This is a genomic window from Mangrovimonas futianensis (genome assembly GCF_021245805.1).
Classification (GTDB): domain Bacteria; phylum Bacteroidota; class Bacteroidia; order Flavobacteriales; family Flavobacteriaceae; genus Mangrovimonas; species Mangrovimonas futianensis.
Map to the genome: position 1 here is coordinate 370,131 of NZ_JAJJNF010000005.1, position 23,962 is coordinate 394,092.

A 23,962-nucleotide genomic window follows, 5' to 3' on the forward strand; every position below is an offset into this window, starting at 1 on the left:
TTAAACCGTTTGTGTAAATTTGTTTATCTAAGATTTTTCAATGGAACATTTTGTTGTATCGGCTAGAAAATATAGGCCTCAAACCTTTAAGGATGTTGTGGGGCAACAAGCTATTACCAATACATTATTGAATGCCATTGAAAACCACCATTTGGCTCAAGCTCTTTTGTTCTGTGGTCCACGAGGTGTAGGAAAGACTAGTTGTGCTCGTATTCTAGCCAAAATGATTAACAGTGATGGGACAGAACAAGAAGGTGAAGATTTTTCATTTAATATTTTTGAGCTGGATGCTGCTTCCAATAACTCGGTAGATGATATTAGAAATCTTACTGACCAAGTACGAATACCACCGCAAGTTGGAAAGTATAAAGTCTATATCATTGATGAGGTCCATATGTTGTCTCAAGCTGCATTTAATGCTTTTTTGAAAACTTTGGAAGAACCTCCAAAGCATTGCATCTTTATTTTAGCAACCACAGAAAAGCATAAAATTATACCTACCATCCTATCCAGATGTCAGATTTTTGACTTTAAACGAATTACTGTAAAGGATGCTAAAGAATACCTGAAGTATATTGCCGAAGAACAAGGAATAGAAGCTGAAGATGACGCTTTACATATCATTGCTCAAAAAGCAGATGGGGCCATGAGAGATGCGCTTTCTATTTTTGATCGTGTGGTTAGTTTTTCTGGAAAACGCTTAACACGTCAAGCGGTAACAGAGAATTTAAATGTCCTAGATTATGAGACTTACTTTAAAAGTACAGACCTAATCCTAGAAAACAATATACCTGAATTGTTGATTCATTTTAATCAAATTCTATCGAAAGGATTTGAAGGACAACATTTCATTACCGGATTGGCTAGCCACTTTAGGGATTTAATGGTTTGTAAAAATCAATCAACTGTTGAGCTTTTGGAAGTTGGGGACGAAACTAAGGAAAAATATCTCTTACAGGCTCAAAAGGCCTCCATGGACTTCCTCATCAAGGCCATTGATTTGGCCAATGACTGTGATCTCAAATACAAGAACAGTAAAAATCAAAGACTGCTTGTAGAATTATGTTTAATGCAACTTGCCTCCATCACTTTTGATGGAGAAAAAAAAAATAGCAAAAACTACATAATTCCGGCCAGCTATTTTAAAGCTAAGGGAATTGAACCTATCAAAGTTCAGAGACCTTCTTCCATTTCCAGTCCCAAAACAGTTCCTGCTTCATCTCCTCAACAAGTGGAAGAAACAGAACAAGAGGAATTACAAAATCTTTCTACCTCTTCTTTAGGTAAAGAGGAAGAACCGAAAACACCTTTACCTAAAGTCAATATAAACATCCCGAAAAAAGAAACATCCGGACTATCCTTAAAGAGTATAAGAGCTCAAAAGGAACATAGTCTTAAACAAATTGAAGTTGAACCAAGTATCGATGACCAGCCAAAGGATGATTTCACCGAGGAACAATTATTAACGGTTTGGAATGAATTTGTCGAAGACTTACAAAAGAAGGGGAAATTTAATTTGGCGTCCATCTTGTCTATAGACACTCCTAAATTGAAAGATCAAACCATTCATTTGGCTTATCCTAATGAAACCAATAAAGTAGAAGTTGAAAGAAGCCAATATCCACTTATGAGCTTCATTAGAAAACGATTAAATAATTTTTCTATTAACTTAGCCATTGAGGTAAATGAGGAAATAGAAAAACAGTATGCGTTTACCACAAGGGAAAAGTTTGAAAAATTAAATGAGAAAAACCCCATGTTGGATGTATTGAGAAAAACCTTTGATTTAGATATCTAGATTATGAAATATGTGTTTCAATTAGCCATTCTCTGTCTTGCCATTCTTTTTTTTAATTGTGATGGAAGGGAGCGCATGAAAAAAACTCCCAAAGAAGTATTACAAGAACACAAACTACTTGACTCTTTTTCAGAAAACATTAAATACTTTCCTGAAAGTTATAACCAAGTTGAAACAGATACAACTATGGCTTCTGGATTTCGAGTTCATATTTTAAATTACACAGATATGAATTCTGCAGTTTTAAACGAATTTGAAACAGATTCAATTGTAAACAAACACTACTATAGAGATCAAATCACCCACATAGAAGTTGCTAAAAATGATGAGCTAATTTTTGAAAAAGCTTTGGATAAATTAGAACTTATAGCACTTTTTCCTGATAACAAACCCGAAATATTAGCCAGTCAATTATCAGGATCATGGCTCAATCAAGAACATTCTACCGATCAAAAGGTCATTTTGGAATTGAATTTATGTCGACCAGAATCTGATATTTGTTTGTTCTATAATTTGATTGTTGAAGAAAATGGATCCTATCAAATTATTGAAGTAGAACCAGAAGAAATTATTTAAAATGTTAGGCCTTAAACTTCCCACAGACCCTCGCTGGGTCAATATCGTAGAAAAGAATATTGAAGAGATCTTGACAGATCACGCTTACTGCGAGCAAAAAGCAACAAGTACAGCCATTTCGCTTATTGTTAGTTTTCCTGAATACACTGAATTGGTTCAAGAAATGACTGCTTTGGTCAAAGAGGAAATAAGCCATTTTAAAATGGTTCATGATAAAATCATTGATAGAGGTTGGAAACTGGGTCGCGACCGTAAAGATGATTACGTGATTGCCTTACTTAAGTTTTTCCCTAAAGGCGGCAGCAGAACCGATCAATTGGTACACAGACTGCTTTATGCCGCATTAATTGAGGCAAGAAGTTGTGAGCGCTTCAGACTTTTGTCCGAAGAATTAAAAGACAAGGAATTGGCAGAGTTTTATAGAAGACTTATGGTTAGCGAAGCAAATCATTACACCATGTTTTTAGGATTTGCTAGACAATATGGTGACCGAGAAGCGGTTGATAAAAAATGGCAGGACCTCTTAGATTATGAAGCCAATATCATGAAAGATCTCGGAAAAAAGGAAACGATTCATGGATAAGTAGAGATTTTTAGTATATTCACTTTGAACCAAATTCTAAACCTATGAAATCAAGCTACTTATTCCTTCTTCTTATACCCTTTAATATGTTCTCCCAAAACTTGGTTGGAGATTGGTATCTAGATCATATAATTTTTGAAGGCGAAACTCGCTATAGTACCATACCTAATGCTATTAACACCATACAGTTCTTTGAGAATGGAACTTTTCAGGGCGAAACTTGTGATAATGGGTTCAATGGAAGTTATAATATTAGTAGTGATTATTTTATTTCCGAGTTTAGTGCTTTAGCAGGAATTTGCAATTTCACCTTGGAAACTGATTTTTTTTTACATCCCTTATTTTGGAATTGTCTCAGCCCCAATAACCTCGAAACTGGCACACTTTTAAGCAGCTCGTTTGATATTTCAGGCCTAGGGGAAGAAAGCATTTTATACCTTATCAGAGAAGATGGTAATCAAGCCGTTTATACAAAAACACTACCTGAAACCAATGAGCTACCAGGAGTTTGGTATATTAATCAAATCACCTATAACAATGAAGTCTATACGAATTCTTATAATTCATCCTCATTCATAGAATTTACACTAGATGGTGAATCTGAATACGGAATAAATTTTATTGGTGAAGGAGTTTGTAATACGTTTGGAGGTGTTTACAGAATGACAAATAACACAAATTTTTTAGATTTAGATAGTTATTATAATAATTCGGGAGAGCTAAATTCTTGTGAAACTGTTGAACAAAATTTATTTGAGGACTATTTATTCGACATTCTTTCTTTAGATAATGATGGTATTGCTTATGAAAGTTATCAATTTCAAGTTTCAGGAGAAGGTGATTCTCAAGAATTGATTATAACTAAAACATCAGGAGACTCTACAGGAGGTAAATCTACAACACCCACTGATGTATTTAGTATTGTTTTGTCGAGGCAACCATTGTCAATTAGTGATGAAAATAAGGATGTTAGTGTTTCCTTAATTCAAAATCCAGTAAGCGATTTACTTTTTGTAAAGGGTGTTTCTTTAAAAAAATTAGGTTATGAAATCTTTAATATAAATGGTCAAAAACTACTCTCATCAAATGAGCTTAAAAGTAACACAATAGAGCTACAAGCCATTTCTTCTGGCATGTATTTTATAAGGTTTTATAATAATACTGGGGTTCAAAAAGTCATAAAGTTCATAAAGAAATAAAAAACCTCCTTTAAAATATAAAGGAGGCCTAATCGTAAATATTTGTGTTGTTAGTTAAGTTAAATTTTAATTCCTACACCAAATTGAAAGCTGGCATTTTTGGCTTCCATAGGTAAATCGTCATCTAAAACATTTAAAATACCATAATGGTAGCGGGCATCAATAAAGAACATTTCTGTTACTTTAAATTCAAGACCACCTGCTGCTGAAAACGCCATATTTTTGAATCCATCTTCATATTCATGTACCTTAAGGCCGACCATAGGACCAGCACTAATTGCAAATCTGTCTGCTAAAAAGAATTTAAATAAAATAGGTGCTTGAATGTAATCAATTCTTAAATCTCTGGATTTAGCTCCTTCTGCTGAAAATTGAATTTCAGGTGCTAATGCTATAGCATCTCCTAATAGGTATTCACCAAAAAATCCAATAGCAAAACCATTTCTATGTTGATTGGAAAAGGTAGCATCTGGTTCAAAATCCATATTAGACACATTAATACCTGCTCTAACACCATACATTCCTATTTGGGAAAAGGACAAAGTCACACAAAAAATGAAACCTAAAAAAAGTAGTTGTTTCTTCATAATCATTTATTTTTCAAAGTAGTTGGGTTTATCTACACGAATATATATGAATTCCTGAAAGCGAAAATAATTAAAAAGATGAATGGTATTATTTTAACTGTGTATGGCTTGAAACCGTATCAAAATAGATACTTTTCACGATACCATCAGCCAAACCAATCTTTGGAACATAGATATCTTTAGCCCCACTCCATTTCATTGCCGATAGGTAAATTCTTGTAGCGGGAATAATCACATCGGCCCGGTCTTGATTTAAGTCCAACTCTGTTATACGCTGCTCATAAGAATAAGTGTGAAGCATATTATAGAAAGATGTCAAATAGAAATAGGTCAATGGTTTACCCATTCGCTTTCCAGAAAGTTTGAATATTTTATTGATGTTCCCTCCAGAACCTACCAAATCCACCTTTTCATATTCCTTGGTGTTTTCTTTAATCCAAAGTTGAAGTTCATCCCAGGTTTCCTTGTTGACAATATCATTTAAAAGTCTCACAGTTCCTACCTTAAAAGATCTTGATGCCACATTTTTACCCAGGTGAATAACTGTGAATTCCGTACTTCCTCCACCAACATCTACATAAAGGTAAGTTTTAGTGTCATCCAAAAAGGAATGTAAGTCAGTTGCCGCAATAATTGCCGCCTCTTCTTCCCCATCTATGATATCAATTTGAACACCTGAATTCTTAAGGACTAAATCGACCACTTCCTCGCCATTATTGGCTTCCCTCATAGCAGAAGTAGCACAGGCTTTATACTTGACCACATTATGGGACTTCATAATAAGATTAAAAGCCAACATCGTATCGGCCATCCGATTCTTGTTATACTCTGAAATCTCCTGATTTAGAAATACATCAGCTCCCAAACGAATAGGCACCCTTACCAAAGAACTCTTTCTAAACCTAGGTTCTTTATCCTTTTCTTCAATGATATTGGCAATGAGCAGCCGTACGGCATTTGATCCGATATCAATAGCTGCATATTTTTTGATCGATAACATCCTAACCGTTTAATTTGTTATAGTAGTATTCATAAGTTGCAAACTGGGCCCTTACTTTTGGCAGATTATTTCTCTTGTATTCATTTTTCTGCTCTATATTAAGTAATCTGGCCTTCACATTATCGCTCCAACAGATATCAAAAGTTTCAATCAATTCTTTTTTAATTGATTCATCATAAATAGGACAAGTAACTTCTACCCTATTTTCAATATTTCTAGTCATCCAATCTGCAGAGGAAATATAAACTTTCGGTTCATTATTATTGCAAAACATATACAATCTGGAGTGCTCCAAAAATTTGTCTACAATACTAATAACTTCAATATTTTCACTCATTCCTTCAATTCCAGGAATCAAACAACAAATGCCTCTTACTATCATTTGTATTTTTACTCCAGCCCTACTTGCGTCATAAAGTTTATCAACCATTTTATAGCTTGACAAACTGTTGATTTTGACTCGTATGTATGCTGGTTTCCCTTCTTTTACATTCTTAATTTCATTATCAATGAGTTTGTAAAATGCTTTCTCGGTATAATGTGGTGAGGTTATAATATGCTTATATCTGTAGATTTTATAATTAATCTCAAAAAAGTTAAACACCTTATTAATATCCTTTAAAACCTTTTGATTGGCTGTAAACAAAGTAAAATCTGTATAAATCTTAGCAGTAGATTCATTAAAGTTTCCTGTACTTATAAAACCGTAACGCACCAATTTTTCATTTTCTTCGCGCTCTATAACACACATTTTACTGTGAACTTTCAATCCTTGAACACCAAAAATAAGATTCACACCTTCATTTTCCATTTGTTCGGCATAATCAATGTTGTTCTGTTCATCAAAACGGGCTTGAATTTCAATAGAAACAGTCACCTTCTTTCCATTTTTAGCAGCATTGATTAAAGAACTGGCAACGTGAGATATTTGGGCTAATCTATATATAGTGATTTTAATAGTCTTTACAGTGGGATCTAAAGCAGCTTCCCGTAAAAATTTCACCACATAAGAAAAGGTGTGATAAGGAGTGTAAACCAAATAATCTTTTTGAGCGATACTTTTAAAAATACTTTCCTCCAAGCTTAATTTTTTTACTCTTAAAGGTTCAATTTTATTGTATAAAAGATCATTTCTTCCCAAACTAGGAAATCCCATGTAATCCCTCCTGTTATGATATCGTCCACCAGGAATAATACTATCGTGATTATCAATACCCATTTTATTTAATAAAAACTGAAGCGTATCCTGCTCTATGGTCTTATCATAAACAAATCTTACAGGATCGCCAATGGAGCGATGTTTAACACTATCGGAAATTTTCTCAATGAAGCTTTTACTCAAATCACTATCCAAATCCAACTCTCCATCCCTCGTGATTTTAATCATATGAGCTGTTATTTCCTCATAACTAAAAATATTGAATATATCATCTAGGAAAAATCGCAATAGGTCATCGACCATGATAATGAAATTTTTTCCTTCCTTCTTGGGAAGGACCACAAAACGATCCATTTGTTTTGAAATTTCAATAAGACCAAATCGGTTACTTTTATCTTTATAGGTCATTTTAACTGCTAAATAAGCAGCACTATCCTTTAAATTTGGTAAGCCCACGTCCTCACTTAAAATAATGGTTACAAGTGCCGGACTCACTTTTTCTAAAAAATAGTTTCTTAAAAACTCTATTTGATCTGGAAGAATTTGAGTTTCATTAATCAGAAAAATATTTTCCTTTTCCAGGTCTAATCTTATTTTACTTAAAATTTCAAGACTTTCACTCTGCTGATCTATAACTACTTGAGTTATTTCTTCTAATAGTTGGGTAGCTCTAATTCCTCCCAACTCACTTTTACCAGTCTTTCCAGCTTCTACGATACGCTTAACCGTTGCATATCTAACTTTAAAAAATTCATCCAAATTATTGGAGAATATTCCTAAAAAACGAAGGCGTTCTATTAATGGAACAGATTCATCATTTGCTTCTTGAAGGACTCTGGCATTAAACTGCAGCCAACTTATTTCTCGATTTATGTATTGGTTTTGTTTTTCGTTCTTAGTCATGAAGTTTTCCTTGTCCTACAAATATATTTTATTAAGATTAAATGGCATCACCGCAATTAAAGATTTAAAAATTTATTAAATAATAGTCAATTAAACCATAATCTATTACACTTCAACGAAACTAATTCCTGTTATCAACTAAAAATCAATACATTAAAAACCTCTTTAAGAATAAGTAGTCATGAATAAAGAACTTTATATCTATAAATCTCTAGGAAATAGCTTGCCTAATATTCCCTCAGTAACCGGAATTGTAAACCGAGGTTTTAAAAAAATGTATTTTAGAACTAGCAATAGAAAAAAAGAAAAATATCTTCAAAAAGTAAATGGTTTTAAAATGCTATTGGAGCCTTACGAGAATGTTGATGGTGCTTTGTTTTTTTATCCTCAATTATATGAAAGGAAAGAATTCAATTTCCTAAAAGAAATACTTCAAACCGGAGACTGCTTTATTGATATAGGAGCCAATATTGGAGCTTACTCCTTGATAGCCTCTAATTTAATTGGTAATGAAGGTAAGGTCGTTGCCATTGAAGCAGAACCTTACAATTTCAAAAAACTGAAGAAAAACATTTCATTAAATGAAATAAACAATATTGATGCTATTAATTTAGGCGTTAGCGATAAAAGTGAAACATTATCATTAAGTATTAATACTACAGGTAATAGATCTGGTTGCTCATTTGCTTATGAAGGAGAAAATACCGTTAAAATAAAATGTAAGAGTTTGATAGATATTCTTGATCAATCAAAAATCACCAAAATTTCATGCATGAAAATAGACATCGAAGGCTTTGAGTATAAAGTTTTAAAGCACTTTTATGATTCCGCTGATAGAAACCTATTTCCAAAATACATCATTATGGAGCATCTTCATTCTTCAGACAATTTAAGTCCGATAGAATTGCTTTTAAAAAATGATTATGAAATAATCGATAAAAATTACTACAATCTTTTTTTACGACTAAAACCAAACAAGAATTGATATTTTGTAATATTAAACCTACTTATATAAATTTTCATGCATTTTATCGGATTATTTTGTTGTTTCTTCGAATTATTTATTTAGATTTGCTTCATAAGTATGAATCTGAAATTAAGGATATGAAAACAAAACTGACCCTAATCTGCGTTTTATTAATCTTAACCACGACCGTTGGATTTGCCCAAAAGGACAAAGATCAAACGATTATCAATCAAAATGTTTCCATTGCGAAATATCATGATAAAGAAGAATTGCAACAATTTAATAAAGGAAAATTGTTGGAACTGTACATTGAACGTATAGAAGTCATTGTAAAAGTATTACCTAATATCGCTTTTACAAATAAGCCAGGAGTAACTATTGAGGCTTTGGGAATCCCAAATACCAAGGATCATAGAAAAGCACTTGAAGACAATATCAAAGCGGCCAATGATTATTTTGAAAACACGATTGAATTTCAAACTAAAATTTTGCCATATTCAGATAAGAGTAATTTAATTGCTGCAATTTTATATTATGAGCAAACATTAAAATCATTACATACCTACAGTGAATTTAACAGATTTTAGAATAATATTATTACATCAATAGATATCTAAAAAATCCCTAATTCTAGGGATTTTTTAGTTTACCACTAATAAGCTTTTTGCAGTTCGAATAAAAAAATCAAATTTCTATCCAGTAATTTCTCTTCCTTAACCGAATATTTTAGAAGTACTTTTCTTACATTTAATTATTTTTATTACATTTCATCGATTTTTTTTTGCATTTCAAGGATTAAATTAATAAGTTTGACTTGTTTTTAACATGCCCTATTAATCTATAAATTATGCAACTATGAAAAACTTTACTTTAGTGTTATGCATATTCCTCACAACACTTCCTAAAGTATTTGCACAACAGGAGAAAGGAATAACCGGATTTAACAACTGGTTAAATTCATGGACAGAGTTCCAACCGAGCAACGTTTCCTACAGGGAACCAAACCAAATTTTAAGTGGTAATATTTCAGAAGACACAAAACTTCTTAAAAAAAATACCTATTTGTTATTAGGTAGTGTATTTGTAACTGACAGCACTACACTGACAATTGAACCAGGTACAGTTATTTTAGGAGACTTTAAAACCAACGGATCTTTAATAATCAGCAATGGTTCAAAGATTGTTGCCGAAGGATCAGAAACTGACCCCATTATTTTCACTTCCAATCGCAGCGTTAAAAAGCAAGGTGATTGGGGAGGTATCTTCTTATTAGGTGATGCTTCAATCAATCAATTTGGAAATGTAGCAGCCATTGAATACGGCTTAAAACCTACTGACTATAAGAATATAGCCTACGGTGGAGGAAATCAAGAAAGTAATTCTGGAATTCTTCGATACGTTAGAATTGAATTTGCTGGTAAAAGAACAGTAGATTATGGTTACTACAATGCTTTAACATTGGCAGGTGTAGGTAATCAAACAGTGATTGAAAATGTCATGGTCAGTAATTCAAATGGTAATGCATTTAGTATTATTGGTGGAGATTTAAAACTTACCAAACTTGTTTCTTATAAATCAAGTGGAACTGATTATGTATTCAATAATGGTACACAGTGTAAGATTTCTAACTCCTTAGCAATAAGAGATCCTTTTGTCTCTGGTGCTAATAGACCTAAATGTCTTCATGTTGCATCTTATGATGATGAAACCAAAGTTAACTTCTCAAAGCCTGGAACTTTGGTAGAAGGTGAGAATTTAAGTTTGATCAATATAAGTAATGACTTGGATTCTCATGTCAAAATGGGACTTGTGAAAGAAGGTATCTATATTGAACCTAATGCCTCTTTATCTTTGAACCAATCTGTGATTTCTGGATTTAATCCTGCTGTGATACTTGATGGTAAAATTAAGATCAACGGTGAGAATTTAGCAAACATCCAATTCAGAAAAATGTATTTCAACAATTGTAATGGTAATATTTTCACTAAAGGAAATCCAAATAATGATGACCTAGAAGATTGGTATGGAAATAGCAGTTTCTTCAATGTATATTCAAAAGGTGACGATGACGAAACCTTTATTGATGCCAAAAATCCAAGACTTCCAGATTTTAGACTGAAGATCAATAAAATTTTAGCCTCTAAATATGAAGATGATTAGACTTTAGGTATTCACTCCTTATAAGAGTCCCCTATTTGTCATATTTAGCAAATTGAAACAATTTAACCCTAAAGGGATTTGGGACATGAAACAAATCCCTTGGGTTTTAAGCCCCAAAATCTTAACCAACAACTAACCTAAGCGTCATGCTAAAAATTACCAAACTAACCACTATCCTTGTAGCTTTTGGTATGCTGTCTTTTCTTTCTTTAGAGAAGGCAAACGCCCAAATTGTTATTGGTTCCCCAAACTTAGGTTTCAGTCAGGCTTGCGCAAGTGCTTCTTTTAACACTTATAACACGACTTTTGTTTTCTCACCTGAAAACGGATTAGGAGCCAGCAACCAATTCATCATTGAATTATCTGATTCAGAAGGTAGTTTCTCAGACCCAACCGTGGTCTATACTTCAAATGCAGGTGAAGTTACTACATCACCCGCTACTTTAAGTTTTTCTTTACCAACTACTACGTCTGGTGAAAATTATAGAATTAGAATCAAAAGCACTGCTCCAGCAGCAACCAGCTCTGGTTCTAGCTATTTTGCAGCTTATTACAAATTACAGGATAGCCCATTTACCATTAATAATCTGGTTTCTACCGGTGCATACTGTTCTGGTGGAAGTTACCTGTTAACTATTGATAATCCGGGTACTGGGTTAAACGATTCTCCTTTAAATTATCCTTCTTTAACTTTTAATTGGTATAGAGAAACAAGTCCTACAACTTCTGTCTTTGTTGCCGAAGGGAACACTTTGGAAGTATCCCAAGAAGGAACCTATTTTGTCGAAACCAACTATGGAACTTGTACTTCCAATTCCTATTCAAATAGGGTAACTATTAGTGCAGTGGCATCTGGTGAGGCAAGTGCTACTATTGTTTCCAGTTTAGGAAACCCATTTTGTCCAGATCAAGGACCAACCACTCTTAGCACCATTAATGGTGAGAGTTACCAATGGTATAAAGACGGCTCCATAATTTCTGGAGCTACAGGTCAAATGTATACTACTGAAGAATCTGGAATTTATTCAGTACAAGTAGACCTAGGAAGTTGTCAAGCTTCTGGTTCTATCAATTTGGAAAGTGAATTATTTTCTGCTTCCATCAATATTCCAGAAGAAAATACAATGGAACCAGGTGAATCAATTGATGTTTGGGTAGATGCTACAGCCTCAAACCCTACCTATACCTGGTACTACAATAACAATATTATCTCAGGGGAAACTACTGATTCCTTTGAAGCAACAGAATTTGGAAATTATAAGGTAGTTATTACCGAAAATTCGGGTTGTACAGGAAGTATCGAGTTTTTGTTCACGATTTCTGAACCTATCGATCCTTTTCCAGAAGTAGAAAATATACCGAACATAGTGAGTCCTAATGGAGATGGCATTAACGATACATGGACCATTCCTCAAGCCTTTGTTATGGGCACCAATACGGAGGTCACTATTTTAGACAACCAAGGTAAAGTTGTCCTTAAAACGAATGATTATCAAAACAATTGGCCAGATACTAATTATGATTTAGGCAGCGTCAATCAAGTTTTTTATTACATAATTAAATCACAAAACAACGGAACAAAAAAGGGATCTATTACCCTTATTAAATGATATGAAAACGCATTGGGTAGTCATAATGTTATTGATACTAAGTACTCTTTCAACTTTTGCACAAGAAGATGATGGGGTGGTGTCACTTGCATTTCCAGTGCGAAATTCTTTAACCTTTAATCAATACACGGTAAACCCTACTTTTAGTTTTGTAAGACAACAATACAAATACATTAGCTTTTATAACAAACGTCAATGGGTGTCTTTTGAGGATGCTCCTCTCACCTATCTTGGTAGCTATTCCGGTAGATTCAGAGAAAATATCGGACTTGGAGTTGGCGTGTTTCAACAAAATTATGGAGTCCTAACAACTTTTGGAGGCGTTCTAAACTTTGCTTACAATGCTAGAATGAGTGCAGACAACAATTTAACATTTGGTTTAAATGTTGGTGCCTACCAAAGTGGACTTAACAGCGGAAAAGTTGTTAGTAACTTTCCAGACCCTTCTTTAGATAATATTCCTTCAAACTTTTTAGTAAGTGTTACGCCAGGGATTAATTATGGTACTGCCTTTTTAGATTTTGGAGTCGCTCTAAACAACCTTGTTCTTTATAATGTGAATACATCTGAAATGATTAAAAACAATCCAGATCAAAGTATTTTAGCACATATAATGTATACAGGTTATATGGATACCAGAGGATTTTTTGACCAAACAAAATTCTCGGGAATTATTAAATCAGAATTTAGAGAAGATCAAACCATTCTATCGGGAACTGCCATGTTAACAGTTCCAGCGGGTATATGGGGACAAATAGGTTACAATACATTATATGGTGTTCACGGTGGTTTAGGTTTAAACATAACTAATAATATCCTAATAGAATATAACTACGAAAAATCAATGGGAGATTATTCCGAATTTGGTTCCTCCCATGCCATCACCTTAGCTTATAAATTTGAAAATAAGGAACGCTACGATTACAGTCGTGAAGACCGTGTAAGCGCTCTTATCTCTACCGATAAGAAAAGAAAACCAGCTACCAAATCAAACAAACCTAGAAAAAAACCAACAACAGCAGTTGTTACTACGGGTGCTGAAGCCAAAGCTAAAGCCGATGAAGAAGCCAAGTTAGCTGCAGAGGCACTAGCAAAAGCTGAAGCCGAAGAACAAGCCAGATTAGCTGCAGAGGCACTGGCAAAAGCTGAAGCCGAAGAACAAGCCAGATTGGCTGCAGAAGCTCAAGCCGAAGAACAAGCCAGATTGGCTGCAGAAGCCCAAGCTCAAGCTGAAGCTGAAGAACAAGCCAGATTGGCTGCAGAAGCCCAAGCTCAAGCTGAAGCCGAAGAACAAGCCAGATTAGCGGCAGAAGCCCAAGCTCAAGCTCAAGCTGAAGAACAAGCCAGATTAGCGGCAGAAGCCCAAGCTCAAGCTCAAGCTGAAGAACAAGCCAGATTAGCCGCAGAGGCTCAAGCCCAGGCTGAAGCTGAAGAACAAGCGAGATTAGCAGCAGAAGCCCAAGCTCAAGCTCAAGCTGAAGAACAAGCTAGATTAGCTGCAGAAGCCCTAGCTCAAGCTCAAGCCGAAGAACAAGCGAGATTAGCTGCAGAGGCTCAAGCCCAAGCTGAAGCTGAAGAACAAGCCAGATTAGCTGCAGAAGCCCTAGCTCAAGCTGAAGCTGAAGAACAAGCCAGATTAGCTGCAGAAGCTCAAAATGAGAAGGAATTAACTCCTCCAGCTATTAATCATCAGTTAGGTGATGCCATGGAAGCAGCAAGGAAAAACACAGAAGCTTCTAAGAAAGAACAGGACGAATTATTGAATAAACTACGTGAGGCAGTAGCAGTTAAAGATCAAGATCTTAAAGACTTAAAGCGTGAGAATGATTTAAGTGAGCAAGGAATTTATCAAGATCCTAAACCATTTAAGAGTGCTACTGAGGAAAACAGAAAAATTGAAGGAATTAAAGCTGATTTGAATAGACAAATAACAGCCAGAAATGAGGAAATTAGAAGATTAGAAACCTTATACGATCAAATTCAAGAAACGGATACAATTCAACTTGATGAAATGGTCTTATTTTATAAAAAAGAAATCAAAAAATTAAAATCTGAGCAAATGGTTGCTGTACAAGCCAAAGCAGATCTAGAATCCCAATTGGAAACCATTAAAATTGCTACAGACTATGAGAAAAAACGACGAATTAAAAGAGCTGTTTATAATAATGATGAAGATAGATACCAACAAGACAGAGCAGCCTTGAAGAGAATAAGAGAAAATACAGCAATGAGTGATTCTGAGTTAAAACCTGAAGATTTGGATTTTGGTGAGGAAAGAAGCTCAAACATTCAAATACTCAAAAATATTAAAGGAGTTGATAATGGATACTACGCTATTCTAGCAGTTCATGACGATGTAGCAAAACGTGATGAGTTCTTAAGAAAAGTGGTAGCCTACGGAAGAGATGATATTGATTTCTTCTTTGATGTCAACACTAATAAATATTATATCTATTATCAAAAGTTTGATGATATTCAATCTGCAAATAAAGCAGTAAGTTCAAAAGGTAGCCAACCCTATAATAATAAAATATCGCTAGTGAAAATAGAAAATTAATGTAACCCCCATTTCTCACTTTTCAACGCCCCTTGAAAAGTCAGAAACAAACAACGTTAACCATGAAAAAGCCTACTTATTACAAACAGGTGCTATTCCCTCTCTTTGTGCTTTTCCTTTTCGCGAAAGGAATGGCCCAAACATATGAGCCTTTTACAATAAGGGAACAAATTGAAACCAAAGGTAGCATGCTGGTTATTGGAAATAACATTCTGGGTGTTGATAACCAACCCGGAAATAACAATTCCATAGATAACCAAGATGTCGATATGCAATATATAGATATCGATTCTGATGCTTCAACCTTCAGTTCCAGTAGTGCAGATATCGTTTTACCCGTACATGAAGATGGCTCAGCTACAGAGTGTTACTCGGTTGCTTATGCCGGTTTATACTGGGGAGCTATGCTCCAAGCTGGAGATAGATCAAATATTCATACAGTTAAATTTAAAACACCGGGAAGCTCTACATATACAGACATAACAGGAGAACTCATCTACGATGCCATAGTGGAACCTATTATTTCCGAAGATGATGAACCAGGAAACACACCCTATGCTTGTTATGCTGATGTAACAGATCTTTTGAATTCGTTGACAGACATTGAAGGATCTTATACAGTTGCTAATGTCATTTCAAGTGAAGGATTTAATAATTCTACAGGATTATCGGCTGGTTGGACTTTGTTTGTAATTTATGAAGATCAAGCTTTACATATGAAATCCTTCACCACTTTTGATGGATTTAGCCATATCTATGATGACCACTATGAAGAAATTCCTGTGTCAGGTTTTACAACACCTCCTGCAGGACATATCGATTTACAATTTGCCTATGCCGTTTTAGATGGCGACAAAACAAAAAGAGCTACAAAACTGGAAATCAACAATAAAGAGGTTACAACTCCTTTAAGATCAGCTAATAAGTTTTTTGGAGCGGTAATTGAAAATGATAATGGTGTAGTTCTTCCTCGAAATCCTTCTGGGACTAATACCCTAGGTTACGATACAGGATATTTAACTGTATTGAACTCTGAGCCAGAATACATTAACCATAGTGATACGTCTGCTTCTTTTACTTTACAAGTTGCACAAGGACAAGCCGATCCATTATTTTCATTTTTTAGTGCCTTTGCCGTAGATATTATTTCACCAGAAATCACTTTAATTAAAACAGTCGAAGATGAATTTGGTACTGAAATCAACGGAGATAATGTGATTCTAGGTCAAAATTTATTTTACGAAATAACATACCAGAATACGGGTAATGAAGATGTAACAAACTTTACTATTACAGATGTTTTACCTGATAACATCATTTTTGATCCAGCTACAGATCTAGATTTAAGTAATGCAGGGGGTGCAACACTTCAATCTTATGATCCTGTGACAAATACCATTGTTTTCTCCATCCCAGATGAATCAGTAGAATTCGGTGACCCTGTATTTGTTATTCGTATTGCAGTTCAAGTAGTACCTAATTGTTATGATTTAAGTCAGGCATGCTCCAATGAAATTTCTAATCAAGCATTTGGAGATTATACAGGTGCTATAAGTGGTATTTCTGTAAGTGATGAAGGAAGTTATACAGAAGAAGAATGTTTTGGCGTTCCTCAGCCAACCAACTTTTTAGTGGACATTTCAAACTGTAACTTCGAAAGACAAGAAGTCCTTTGTGGGGACAGTGTCAATCTAGTTGCTGCTGATGGTTATGACACCTATTCTTGGTCTACAAGTCCTTCTGGCTCCCCAGTTATTGGTACGGGTCAAACATATACAGCCACTGAAACAGGAACTTATTATGTAACCAATACAACTGATGCTACTTGTTTATCAATTGAAGAAGTGATAACAGTGGTATTATACGGTGAAACCCAAACAAATCCCGTTATTCCTTATGCAGACGAAGTAGTCACCTGTCCAAACGATGGAAAACTTTTGCCAAATATTTTCTTATGTGGTGCCAATGATACCAGAGAAATTTTAACTGGAATTAGTGATGCCGCCTCAATTATTTGGGAACAGTTAGATGAGTCTAGTTGTGCTGCTGTAGAAAATGAAGATTGCGCCAATGAAAATGACGCTTGTACCTGGAACCAAGTAGGAACAGGACCAAACTATACAGCAAATACGGCTGGTCAATTTAGACTTATTATTAACTATCCTGGAGGTTGTTATAGTATCTTCTACTTTAATGTTTACCAAAACTTATTAAATCCAACAGCTGTTGCTCAAGATATAATATGTGAAACTCCAGGGTCCATTACTGTTAATGGTGTTCCAAGTGGATATGAATACAGTATTGATGGCGTAAACTATCAATCAAGTAATATGTTCACCGTGACATCACCAGGTTATTATACAATCTACATTCAACAGGTAGGTGTGGAAACAAACCCTTGTATTTTTGAAACGCCAAGTGTTCACATTCAAGAAAGAGATTTTAATGTCACTTCCCAAATAACGCAACCAGATTGTTATGGAGAATTTGGAAGTATTCATTTAGCAGTTAATAATGCCCTTCCTCAATATTATTTCAATGTTTATCAAGGAAGTACATTAATAGATAACGTTGGACCAACCAATAATAGTGATTATAATTTCACATCATTAAATGCTGGTACATATACCGTAACTGCAAGTACAGATGATGGATGTTTTTATACAGAAGATATTGAAATCATTCAGCCTCCTCTATTAACCGCTACAGTTGCTTTAACACAACCTTTAACTTGTACTGAAGGAGAATTAACAGTTTATCCTGAAGGAGGAACGCCTCCATATTATTACTATGTAAATAGTACAACAGATTTTCAAACCTATCCAGAAATTACGGTAACGAGCCCTGGAACATATAACATTTTGGTTATCGATTCTAACAATTGTGAGGCAGAAACATCTATAGTGGTTGATGCTATTGAGGCTCCAGAATTCACAATCAATTCTACCGATATTGCTTGTGCTGGTAATGATACGGGTAGTATTACCATAGAAGTAACCAATGCTAATGGCAATACACTTCAATATAGCATCGATGGAGGCGACACATTCTTTGATGCACCTGTATTCAATAACCTTCCTGAAGGAAATTATGAAGTCGTAGTTCAATATTCCATAGAAGATTCTGTGTGTCTTACAGAGCCTCAAACTGTTATTATCTCAGCTAGTGAACCACTTACAGGTAGTTTAGAACTCACCTCTCCTTACACATGTAACGGTAGTGGGACCATTACAGTGACGGGTGTAACGGGTGGTACGCCTCCCTATTCATACAGTATCGACGGGACCAACTTCCAGTCCGGCAATACCTTTACGGGCCTTACGGCCGGAACCTACACCATCACCGTACAGGATGCCAGTGGATGTTCCCTGGCCGTGGGAAGCATCACCATCGATGCCCTGGACCCTCCTACCGATATGGAGTTTGATATGACGGCCATTACCTGTCCTGCAAATTCATCCGATGTGACCATTACAAGTGTCACCGGAGGAAGCGGCGAGCTGCAGTACCAGATCATAGCTCCTGCTTCGGCAGCTACCCCGTACCAGACATCCAATACGTTCCCAGACCTGGCTCCGGGAACCTACACCTTCCAGGTGATGGATGCCAATGAGTGTACATACAGCGAGACCATGACCATCGATCCCCTACCTACCATTTCCTTGAGCACCGTGCTTACCAAGGACCTGGACTGTACGGCCAACCCAGATGCCATCATTACGGGTACCATAACAGGTAGCTCAGCGCCCTACACCTATGCCGTGTCCATTAACGGTGGTGCCTTTACGGATCTTGGCGCAACGGGAACGACCTTTACCTATAGTGCATCTACAGCAGGGACCTACCAGTTCCAGATCACCGATGCCAACGGTTGTACCGCTACCTCGCCAGAACATACCATCAACCCCATTACGCCTCCGGCCATCAGCCTGATAGCACAGACAGCCCCAATACTTTGTAACGGGGATACCAATGGCGCCATGGAGATCACCATTGATGATACCGTGGGAACCCCGCCATTTACAATCAACGTATTCAACGATACCACCGGAACCGATTACGGAACACAAACCTCCAGCTTGCCAGCCGGATCCTATACCGTGACCGTGACCGATGCCAACTCATGTACCGGTACCGATACATTTGTGATCGATCAGCCGGACCCTATTGACGTGACCTATCATGCCGTGGACATTACATGTACAAGTACCGGAGTATCACAGGGATCTATTATTGTAGATGGTGTTACCGGTGGAACCGCTCCCTACAACTATTTCGTAACTGGTACCAACGGTTATGAAAACTCCGAGCTTAATGCCACGGGATCCACTTCCGTGAGCTTTGATGTGGTGGACTTCGGACTTTACCAGATCAACGTCATCGATGCCAACGGATGTTCCGTTCTGGTCCAGGACGTATTGGTAGCATCACCTCCTACCGATCTTGACATTACCGTAGCATCTACCGTGGACTGTTCCACTGGTGGGACTGCCGTGGTAAGTGTGGGATCTACCCTAAGTAGTGCCGGACCTTTTTACTTCAGTATCTACCAGGGACCTATATCAGAATATCCAAACCCTGCCGGGTCATGGATACCTGAAGATGCGCCCGGTAGCCAGTCGGCAACCTTTACGGGATTGACCCCAGGGGTAAGCTATACCTTTATTGTCTATGACGAATCGACCAACTGTAGCTACTTCGAGCCTGCTACGACTCCCATACCTACCAACTCATCCTTAACGGCCACGGCTGTTACGGCAAACAACATTACGTGTTCCGGTAGTGACGATGGGAACGTAACCTTTACCATCAACAGTGTCTATGGTACTGGTATCGATATATCCTATGAGGTGTTCGATACCCTGTCACTGGAATCTACCGGTGTGACCGGTTCTGGATCTGTTCCTTCAAACGGGTCTACCACCATCACCGATCTGGGACCACTGCCTTTTGGCAACTACTATGTCCTGATCACCGAGAATACCGGACCAAACGCAGGATGTAGCATTGTTACCATTCCTTTCAATATCACACAATCAGAGATCCCGTTGACCCTAACGGCCTCTGTGGACCAAAATGCCAACTGTAACCCCAATTCGGGGGTGATCAGTGCCATTGCACATGATGGAACGGCACCATACCTATACCAGATAACCACCACCCCTGCGGCCCCTGATGCTTCGGACAGTGCTTGGGCTTCCACCAGTACCTTTAACGTGGATGCCGGAACATATTACGTGCACACCATGGATGCCTATGGATGTATCGTTACCGTTCCTGTTGATATGATCTCTGATCCAGCCCCGATAGTCGATGCCGTGGCCACCAATCCGTGTACCGCTGCCGAAGGTGGGTTTGAAATTGAGGTCACCATGCCTACTGCGGGCGTAGCGCCATACAGTTTCAGTATCAACGGTGGGGCCTTCCAGACACAAAGTACGCCGTTTACCATTTCCAACCTATATTCTGGAACCCATACCGTGGAGGTACAGGATGCCAACGGCTGTGGAAACTTAGTGTCCGTGACCATCGAGGCGCCTCTAGGTATCACTCCTGAGGCTACTGCCCTACCATCATGTAACGACGATGACGGTGTGATTACCGTAACCGGTACTGGAGGTTCTGGCAACTATACCTATACCATGAACCCCAACCCTGCTTCGGTCAATTTATCTGGAAATGTGTTTTCTGGAGTTCCTGCAGGAATGTATACCATCACCATTACCGATACCGATACAGGATGTTCTGAGGAAGTGGGCATCTCATTACCGGCCGCTACGCCTCCGTCATTTACGACCGTACCTACTGCCGTGACCTGTTACGGGGACAGTTCAGGTGCATTTGACATCAATGTAAGCGGATACTCGGGAAGCTATACCTATGAGGTATTCGATAACAACGGTGTCTCTGTGACCGGTGCAGTGGCAGCCAACACATCCACCAACCCGATAACGGTTACCGGAATGGCAGCAGGAACCTTTACCGTGGAGATCATCGAGACCGAAAGTCCGTTCTGTAGTACCACATCAACCGTGGTCATCAGCTCGCCTACCGAGGCCCTGGACCTTGTGGCAGATATCACTTCGGATGTGACCTGTGACAATACAAACGGAACCATTAACGTAATGGCCAATGGCGGTTGGGGAGATTACCAATATGAACTTACCGGGGATGCAACTGTTGCATACTCGACCAACAATAACTTTACGGAACTATCTGCGGGAAGCTACACCGTGAACGTCATGGATGCCGGAGGGTGTATCGCATCGGTGGATGTGGTGCTATCTGAACCAGAGCCCATTGCAGCTACCATGACCCCAAGTGCCACCATGCTGGATTGTTTTGGTGACCAAAATGCTTCCATAACAGTGGAGAACGTAACGGGAGGACAGGGATCAAACTATACCTATACCTTGAACATGACCGCTCCAACGGCAAGTTCTTCGGGACCGCAGACTTCCAATGTGTTTGCAAACCTAGGGGCAGGTACCTACACCGTGACCGTAACCGATGGATACAACTGTGAGTTCGTATCCGGGCAGATCGTCATTGACCAACCAGAGATCCTGGATGCTGCCCTGGTAACGGAAAGTACGGCAACTTGTTTGAATGATGCGCAGCTGACCTTGAGTGCTACCGGTGGAACGCCGCCATACACTTATAGCTCGACTCCGAACGGGACCTCCATGGGAACCTTTAACACATCGGTAACCTTCTCTGTGTCTCCTGGAACACACCAGTTCTATGTACAGGATGCCAACGGGTGTACCACTGGGGTGACCAATGAGATTACCATTGAAGAACTACCAGATCTAGTTGTCAACCTGGAATCAACAAACCCGACCATCAACTGTGCCGGTGACAATACCGGAGCCATCGTGGCAAGTGCACAGGGCGGTCTGGGCGACTATGTGTACACCTTACAGGATACCTCTGGGAACACCATCAACGCGGTACAGAACACCCCGGGAGTATTTACCGAACTTTTGGCTGGCACTTATGTGGTACAGGTAGAAAGTGGTGACTGTCTGGCAACCACTGCCAATATCACGATTACGGAACCCCAGAATCCGTTGGAGGCCACTTTTGAGGTCAACGATGTCACATGTTTTGGAAGCAGTGACGGTTCCATTGTCATCAATGCCACGGGTGGTACGGGCATCATCATGTATGCCATATCACCACAGATGAACCAGTTCTTCCAGACCAATGTCTTTGAAGACTTGGCCCCTGGGGATTACGAAGTGATCGTTCAGGATGAATTGGGATGTTATTTGACATTTGAGTTCTCCATAGCAGAACCAGAACCAGTGATTATTGGTATCGTACCGGATTCCATGTACCCTGAGGTATGTGCCGGAGACCAGGACGGTGAGTTCAGCATTGAGGTTTCTGGTGGTACCGCGCCATACAGCGTGAGCTTGGACAGCTATGACGGTCCTTATACTCAAGGTGCCCCTGGACAAACCCAATTTGAGTTTACCGGATTGGGTGGTGGAGACCATATCGTATATGTGCGAGACAGCGAGGGATGTGAATCTGAGTGGAACATCACCTTCCCTGAGGCGGCCAACATACAGGCTGTGGTAACGGTTGAGTACCTATGTGTAAACAACTTATCCAGCAATACGGTAACCGTGACCGTGGACGAGACACTGACCGATATCTCACAACTGGACTATTCACTTGACGGTGGACCATACCAGATGAGCAACGTATTCAACGACGTGCCTCCGGGAGTGGGACACTATATCGAGGTAAGACATACCAATGGATGTATCGTGGTTACCGACCTGTTCGACATTGAAGGATACGACCCGCTGGCACTTGTGCTGGTCGAGGGGGACATGAACGAGATCATCGCACAGGCCACAGGTGGAAACGGTGAGTATGAATTTACTTTTAACGGTGAAGACTATGGCCAGGAAAATTCCTTTATGATCACCCAGACCGGTACACATACCGTAACGGTGACAGACAGTGCGGGATGTACCGCCATGGCAACCATCTACCTCGAGTTCATAGACCCATGTATACCGAACTACTTTACACCCAACGGGGACGGAGTTGCCGATACCTGGGGACCTGACTGTGTGGACAACTACCCGGACCTCGAGTTCTCGATTTTCGACAGGTACGGAAGAAAGATCGTCACACTTAAGGTCGGACAGAAATGGGACGGTAAGTACGACGGAAAGGAACTCCCTACCGGGGATTACTGGTACGTGGTTAACCTGAACAGCGCACAGGTGGACAAGGATTTTGTCGGACACTTTACTCTATATAGATAATGATAAACATGTAGCCCCACTACCCTAACAAAAACTGATGATTATGAAAAACCTACTTATATTCCTCATGCTAGCCTGTACCACGGGGAGCTTTGCCCAAGAGCTCAACCTGCCGGTATGGACACAGTACCTGGCAGATAATGACTTTGTCCTATCCCCAACATATGCGGGGATAGGTGACAACCTAAGGGTCAGACTCAACGGGCTCACACAGTGGGTCGGGATCAAGGACGCACCGGACAACCAGTCCCTGTACGTCGATGCAAGGGTCACAAACAAAAACGGAGTGGGGCTCTCACTCTACAACGACAGCAACGGGAACACAAGACAGAAAGGACTCAAGGTCTCTTTCTCTCACCACCTGACACTGGACTACCCGTCAAGGCAGTTCCTATCATTCGGGATTTCATACAACCTGAACCATTTCAGGATCAACATTGAAGACTTTCAGACAACATACAACGATCCGGTAATTGACCCCTACGTCACAGATGATAGGGCCACTTCAAACAATAATTTCGACGTGGGGGCTCTGTACCGTTGGGGAGGATATTACTTCAGCTTCAACGTAA

The 23,962-nt window shown here is 38.4% G+C and carries 14 protein-coding genes; 11 read left to right on the forward strand and 3 right to left on the reverse strand.

What is annotated here, in order from left to right; translation table 11 throughout:
- Window positions 1-40 precede the first annotated feature (40 nt).
- Genes LOK78_RS10695 through LOK78_RS10710 form a run of 4 tightly spaced genes read left to right on the forward strand, consistent with a single transcriptional unit; the run spans window position 41 to window position 4,156 of the window.
- Window positions 41-1,798 carry a DNA polymerase III subunit gamma/tau gene (locus LOK78_RS10695; RefSeq protein WP_232634890.1) on the forward strand — a complete coding sequence of 586 codons (1,758 nt, stop codon included), beginning with the start codon at window positions 41-43 and terminating at the stop codon, window positions 1,796-1,798.
- A gap of 3 nt (window positions 1,799-1,801) precedes the next feature.
- The gene (locus tag LOK78_RS10700) at window positions 1,802-2,374 is read left to right on the forward strand and encodes a hypothetical protein (RefSeq protein WP_232634891.1); all 573 of its coding nucleotides are present in this window, start codon (window positions 1,802-1,804) and stop codon (window positions 2,372-2,374) included.
- Between the two features lies 1 nt (window position 2,375).
- The gene (locus LOK78_RS10705; RefSeq protein WP_232634892.1) at window positions 2,376-2,957 is read left to right on the forward strand and encodes a MiaE family protein; all 582 of its coding nucleotides are present in this window, start codon (window positions 2,376-2,378) and stop codon (window positions 2,955-2,957) included.
- Window positions 2,958-3,001: 44 nt separating this feature from the next.
- A complete protein-coding gene (locus LOK78_RS10710) occupies window positions 3,002-4,156 on the forward strand; it encodes a T9SS type A sorting domain-containing protein (protein ID WP_232634893.1) in 1,155 nt (384 codons plus the stop codon).
- A gap of 59 nt (window positions 4,157-4,215) precedes the next feature.
- Here LOK78_RS10710 and LOK78_RS10715 read toward each other — a convergent pair whose 3' ends face one another.
- The 3 genes from LOK78_RS10715 to ppk1 all read right to left on the reverse strand — a co-directional run bounded on the left by LOK78_RS10715 (window position 4,216) and on the right by ppk1 (window position 7,805).
- On the reverse strand, window positions 4,216-4,743 hold the full coding sequence (locus LOK78_RS10715; RefSeq protein ID WP_053969701.1) for a porin family protein: 528 nt from the start codon (window positions 4,741-4,743) through the stop codon (window positions 4,216-4,218).
- Window positions 4,744-4,831: 88 nt separating this feature from the next.
- Window positions 4,832-5,743: a Ppx/GppA phosphatase family protein gene (locus LOK78_RS10720; RefSeq protein ID WP_053969700.1), complete on the reverse strand. Its 912-nt coding sequence runs from the start codon at window positions 5,741-5,743 to the stop codon at window positions 4,832-4,834.
- Between the two features lies 1 nt (window position 5,744).
- The gene (gene ppk1, locus LOK78_RS10725) at window positions 5,745-7,805 is read right to left on the reverse strand and encodes a polyphosphate kinase 1 (RefSeq protein WP_232634894.1); all 2,061 of its coding nucleotides are present in this window, start codon (window positions 7,803-7,805) and stop codon (window positions 5,745-5,747) included.
- 181 nt (window positions 7,806-7,986) lie between these two features.
- Between ppk1 and LOK78_RS10730 the strand changes: the two genes are divergently transcribed.
- From LOK78_RS10730 to LOK78_RS10760, 7 genes are all read left to right on the forward strand, one after another.
- The gene (locus LOK78_RS10730) at window positions 7,987-8,790 is read left to right on the forward strand and encodes an FkbM family methyltransferase (RefSeq protein ID WP_232634895.1); all 804 of its coding nucleotides are present in this window, start codon (window positions 7,987-7,989) and stop codon (window positions 8,788-8,790) included.
- A 119-nt stretch (window positions 8,791-8,909) separates the two neighbouring features.
- Window positions 8,910-9,359, forward strand: a complete 450-nt coding sequence (locus tag LOK78_RS10735; RefSeq protein ID WP_166958193.1) for a hypothetical protein — start codon at window positions 8,910-8,912, stop codon at window positions 9,357-9,359.
- Between the two features lie 268 nt (window positions 9,360-9,627).
- Window positions 9,628-10,932, forward strand: coding sequence for a beta-helix domain-containing protein (locus tag LOK78_RS10740; protein ID WP_232634896.1), 1,305 nt, complete (start codon window positions 9,628-9,630; stop codon window positions 10,930-10,932).
- Between the two features lie 146 nt (window positions 10,933-11,078).
- Entirely contained in the window at window positions 11,079-12,542 is a 1,464-nt protein-coding gene (locus LOK78_RS10745; protein WP_232634897.1) for a T9SS type B sorting domain-containing protein, read from the forward strand.
- 1 nt (window position 12,543) lies between these two features.
- Window positions 12,544-15,099, forward strand: coding sequence for a PorP/SprF family type IX secretion system membrane protein (locus LOK78_RS10750; RefSeq protein WP_232634898.1), 2,556 nt, complete (start codon window positions 12,544-12,546; stop codon window positions 15,097-15,099).
- Window positions 15,100-15,161: 62 nt separating this feature from the next.
- Complete coding sequence (locus tag LOK78_RS10755; protein WP_232634899.1) at window positions 15,162-23,390, forward strand: T9SS type B sorting domain-containing protein; 8,229 nt, start codon at window positions 15,162-15,164, stop codon at window positions 23,388-23,390.
- A 43-nt stretch (window positions 23,391-23,433) separates the two neighbouring features.
- A partial coding sequence (locus LOK78_RS10760; protein WP_232634900.1) for a PorP/SprF family type IX secretion system membrane protein occupies window positions 23,434-23,962 on the forward strand: 529 nt, incomplete at its 3' end.

What these genes read in the sequence shown, in the direction of transcription:
- LOK78_RS10695 (WP_232634890.1), top strand. Translation starts at nt 41, where the DNA reads ATGGAACATTTTGTTGTATCGGCTAGAAAATATAGGCCTCAAACCTTT.
- LOK78_RS10700 (WP_232634891.1), top strand. Translation starts at nt 1,802, where the DNA reads ATGAAATATGTGTTTCAATTAGCCATTCTCTGTCTTGCCATTCTTTTT.
- LOK78_RS10705 (WP_232634892.1), top strand. Translation starts at nt 2,376, where the DNA reads ATGTTAGGCCTTAAACTTCCCACAGACCCTCGCTGGGTCAATATCGTA.
- LOK78_RS10710 (WP_232634893.1), top strand. Translation starts at nt 3,002, where the DNA reads ATGAAATCAAGCTACTTATTCCTTCTTCTTATACCCTTTAATATGTTC.
- LOK78_RS10715 (WP_053969701.1), bottom strand. Translation starts at nt 4,743, where the DNA reads ATGAAGAAACAACTACTTTTTTTAGGTTTCATTTTTTGTGTGACTTTG.
- LOK78_RS10720 (WP_053969700.1), bottom strand. Translation starts at nt 5,743, where the DNA reads ATGTTATCGATCAAAAAATATGCAGCTATTGATATCGGATCAAATGCC.
- ppk1 (WP_232634894.1), bottom strand. Translation starts at nt 7,805, where the DNA reads ATGACTAAGAACGAAAAACAAAACCAATACATAAATCGAGAAATAAGT.
- LOK78_RS10730 (WP_232634895.1), top strand. Translation starts at nt 7,987, where the DNA reads ATGAATAAAGAACTTTATATCTATAAATCTCTAGGAAATAGCTTGCCT.
- LOK78_RS10735 (WP_166958193.1), top strand. Translation starts at nt 8,910, where the DNA reads ATGAAAACAAAACTGACCCTAATCTGCGTTTTATTAATCTTAACCACG.
- LOK78_RS10740 (WP_232634896.1), top strand. Translation starts at nt 9,628, where the DNA reads ATGAAAAACTTTACTTTAGTGTTATGCATATTCCTCACAACACTTCCT.
- LOK78_RS10745 (WP_232634897.1), top strand. Translation starts at nt 11,079, where the DNA reads ATGCTAAAAATTACCAAACTAACCACTATCCTTGTAGCTTTTGGTATG.
- LOK78_RS10750 (WP_232634898.1), top strand. Translation starts at nt 12,544, where the DNA reads ATGAAAACGCATTGGGTAGTCATAATGTTATTGATACTAAGTACTCTT.
- LOK78_RS10755 (WP_232634899.1), top strand. Translation starts at nt 15,162, where the DNA reads ATGAAAAAGCCTACTTATTACAAACAGGTGCTATTCCCTCTCTTTGTG.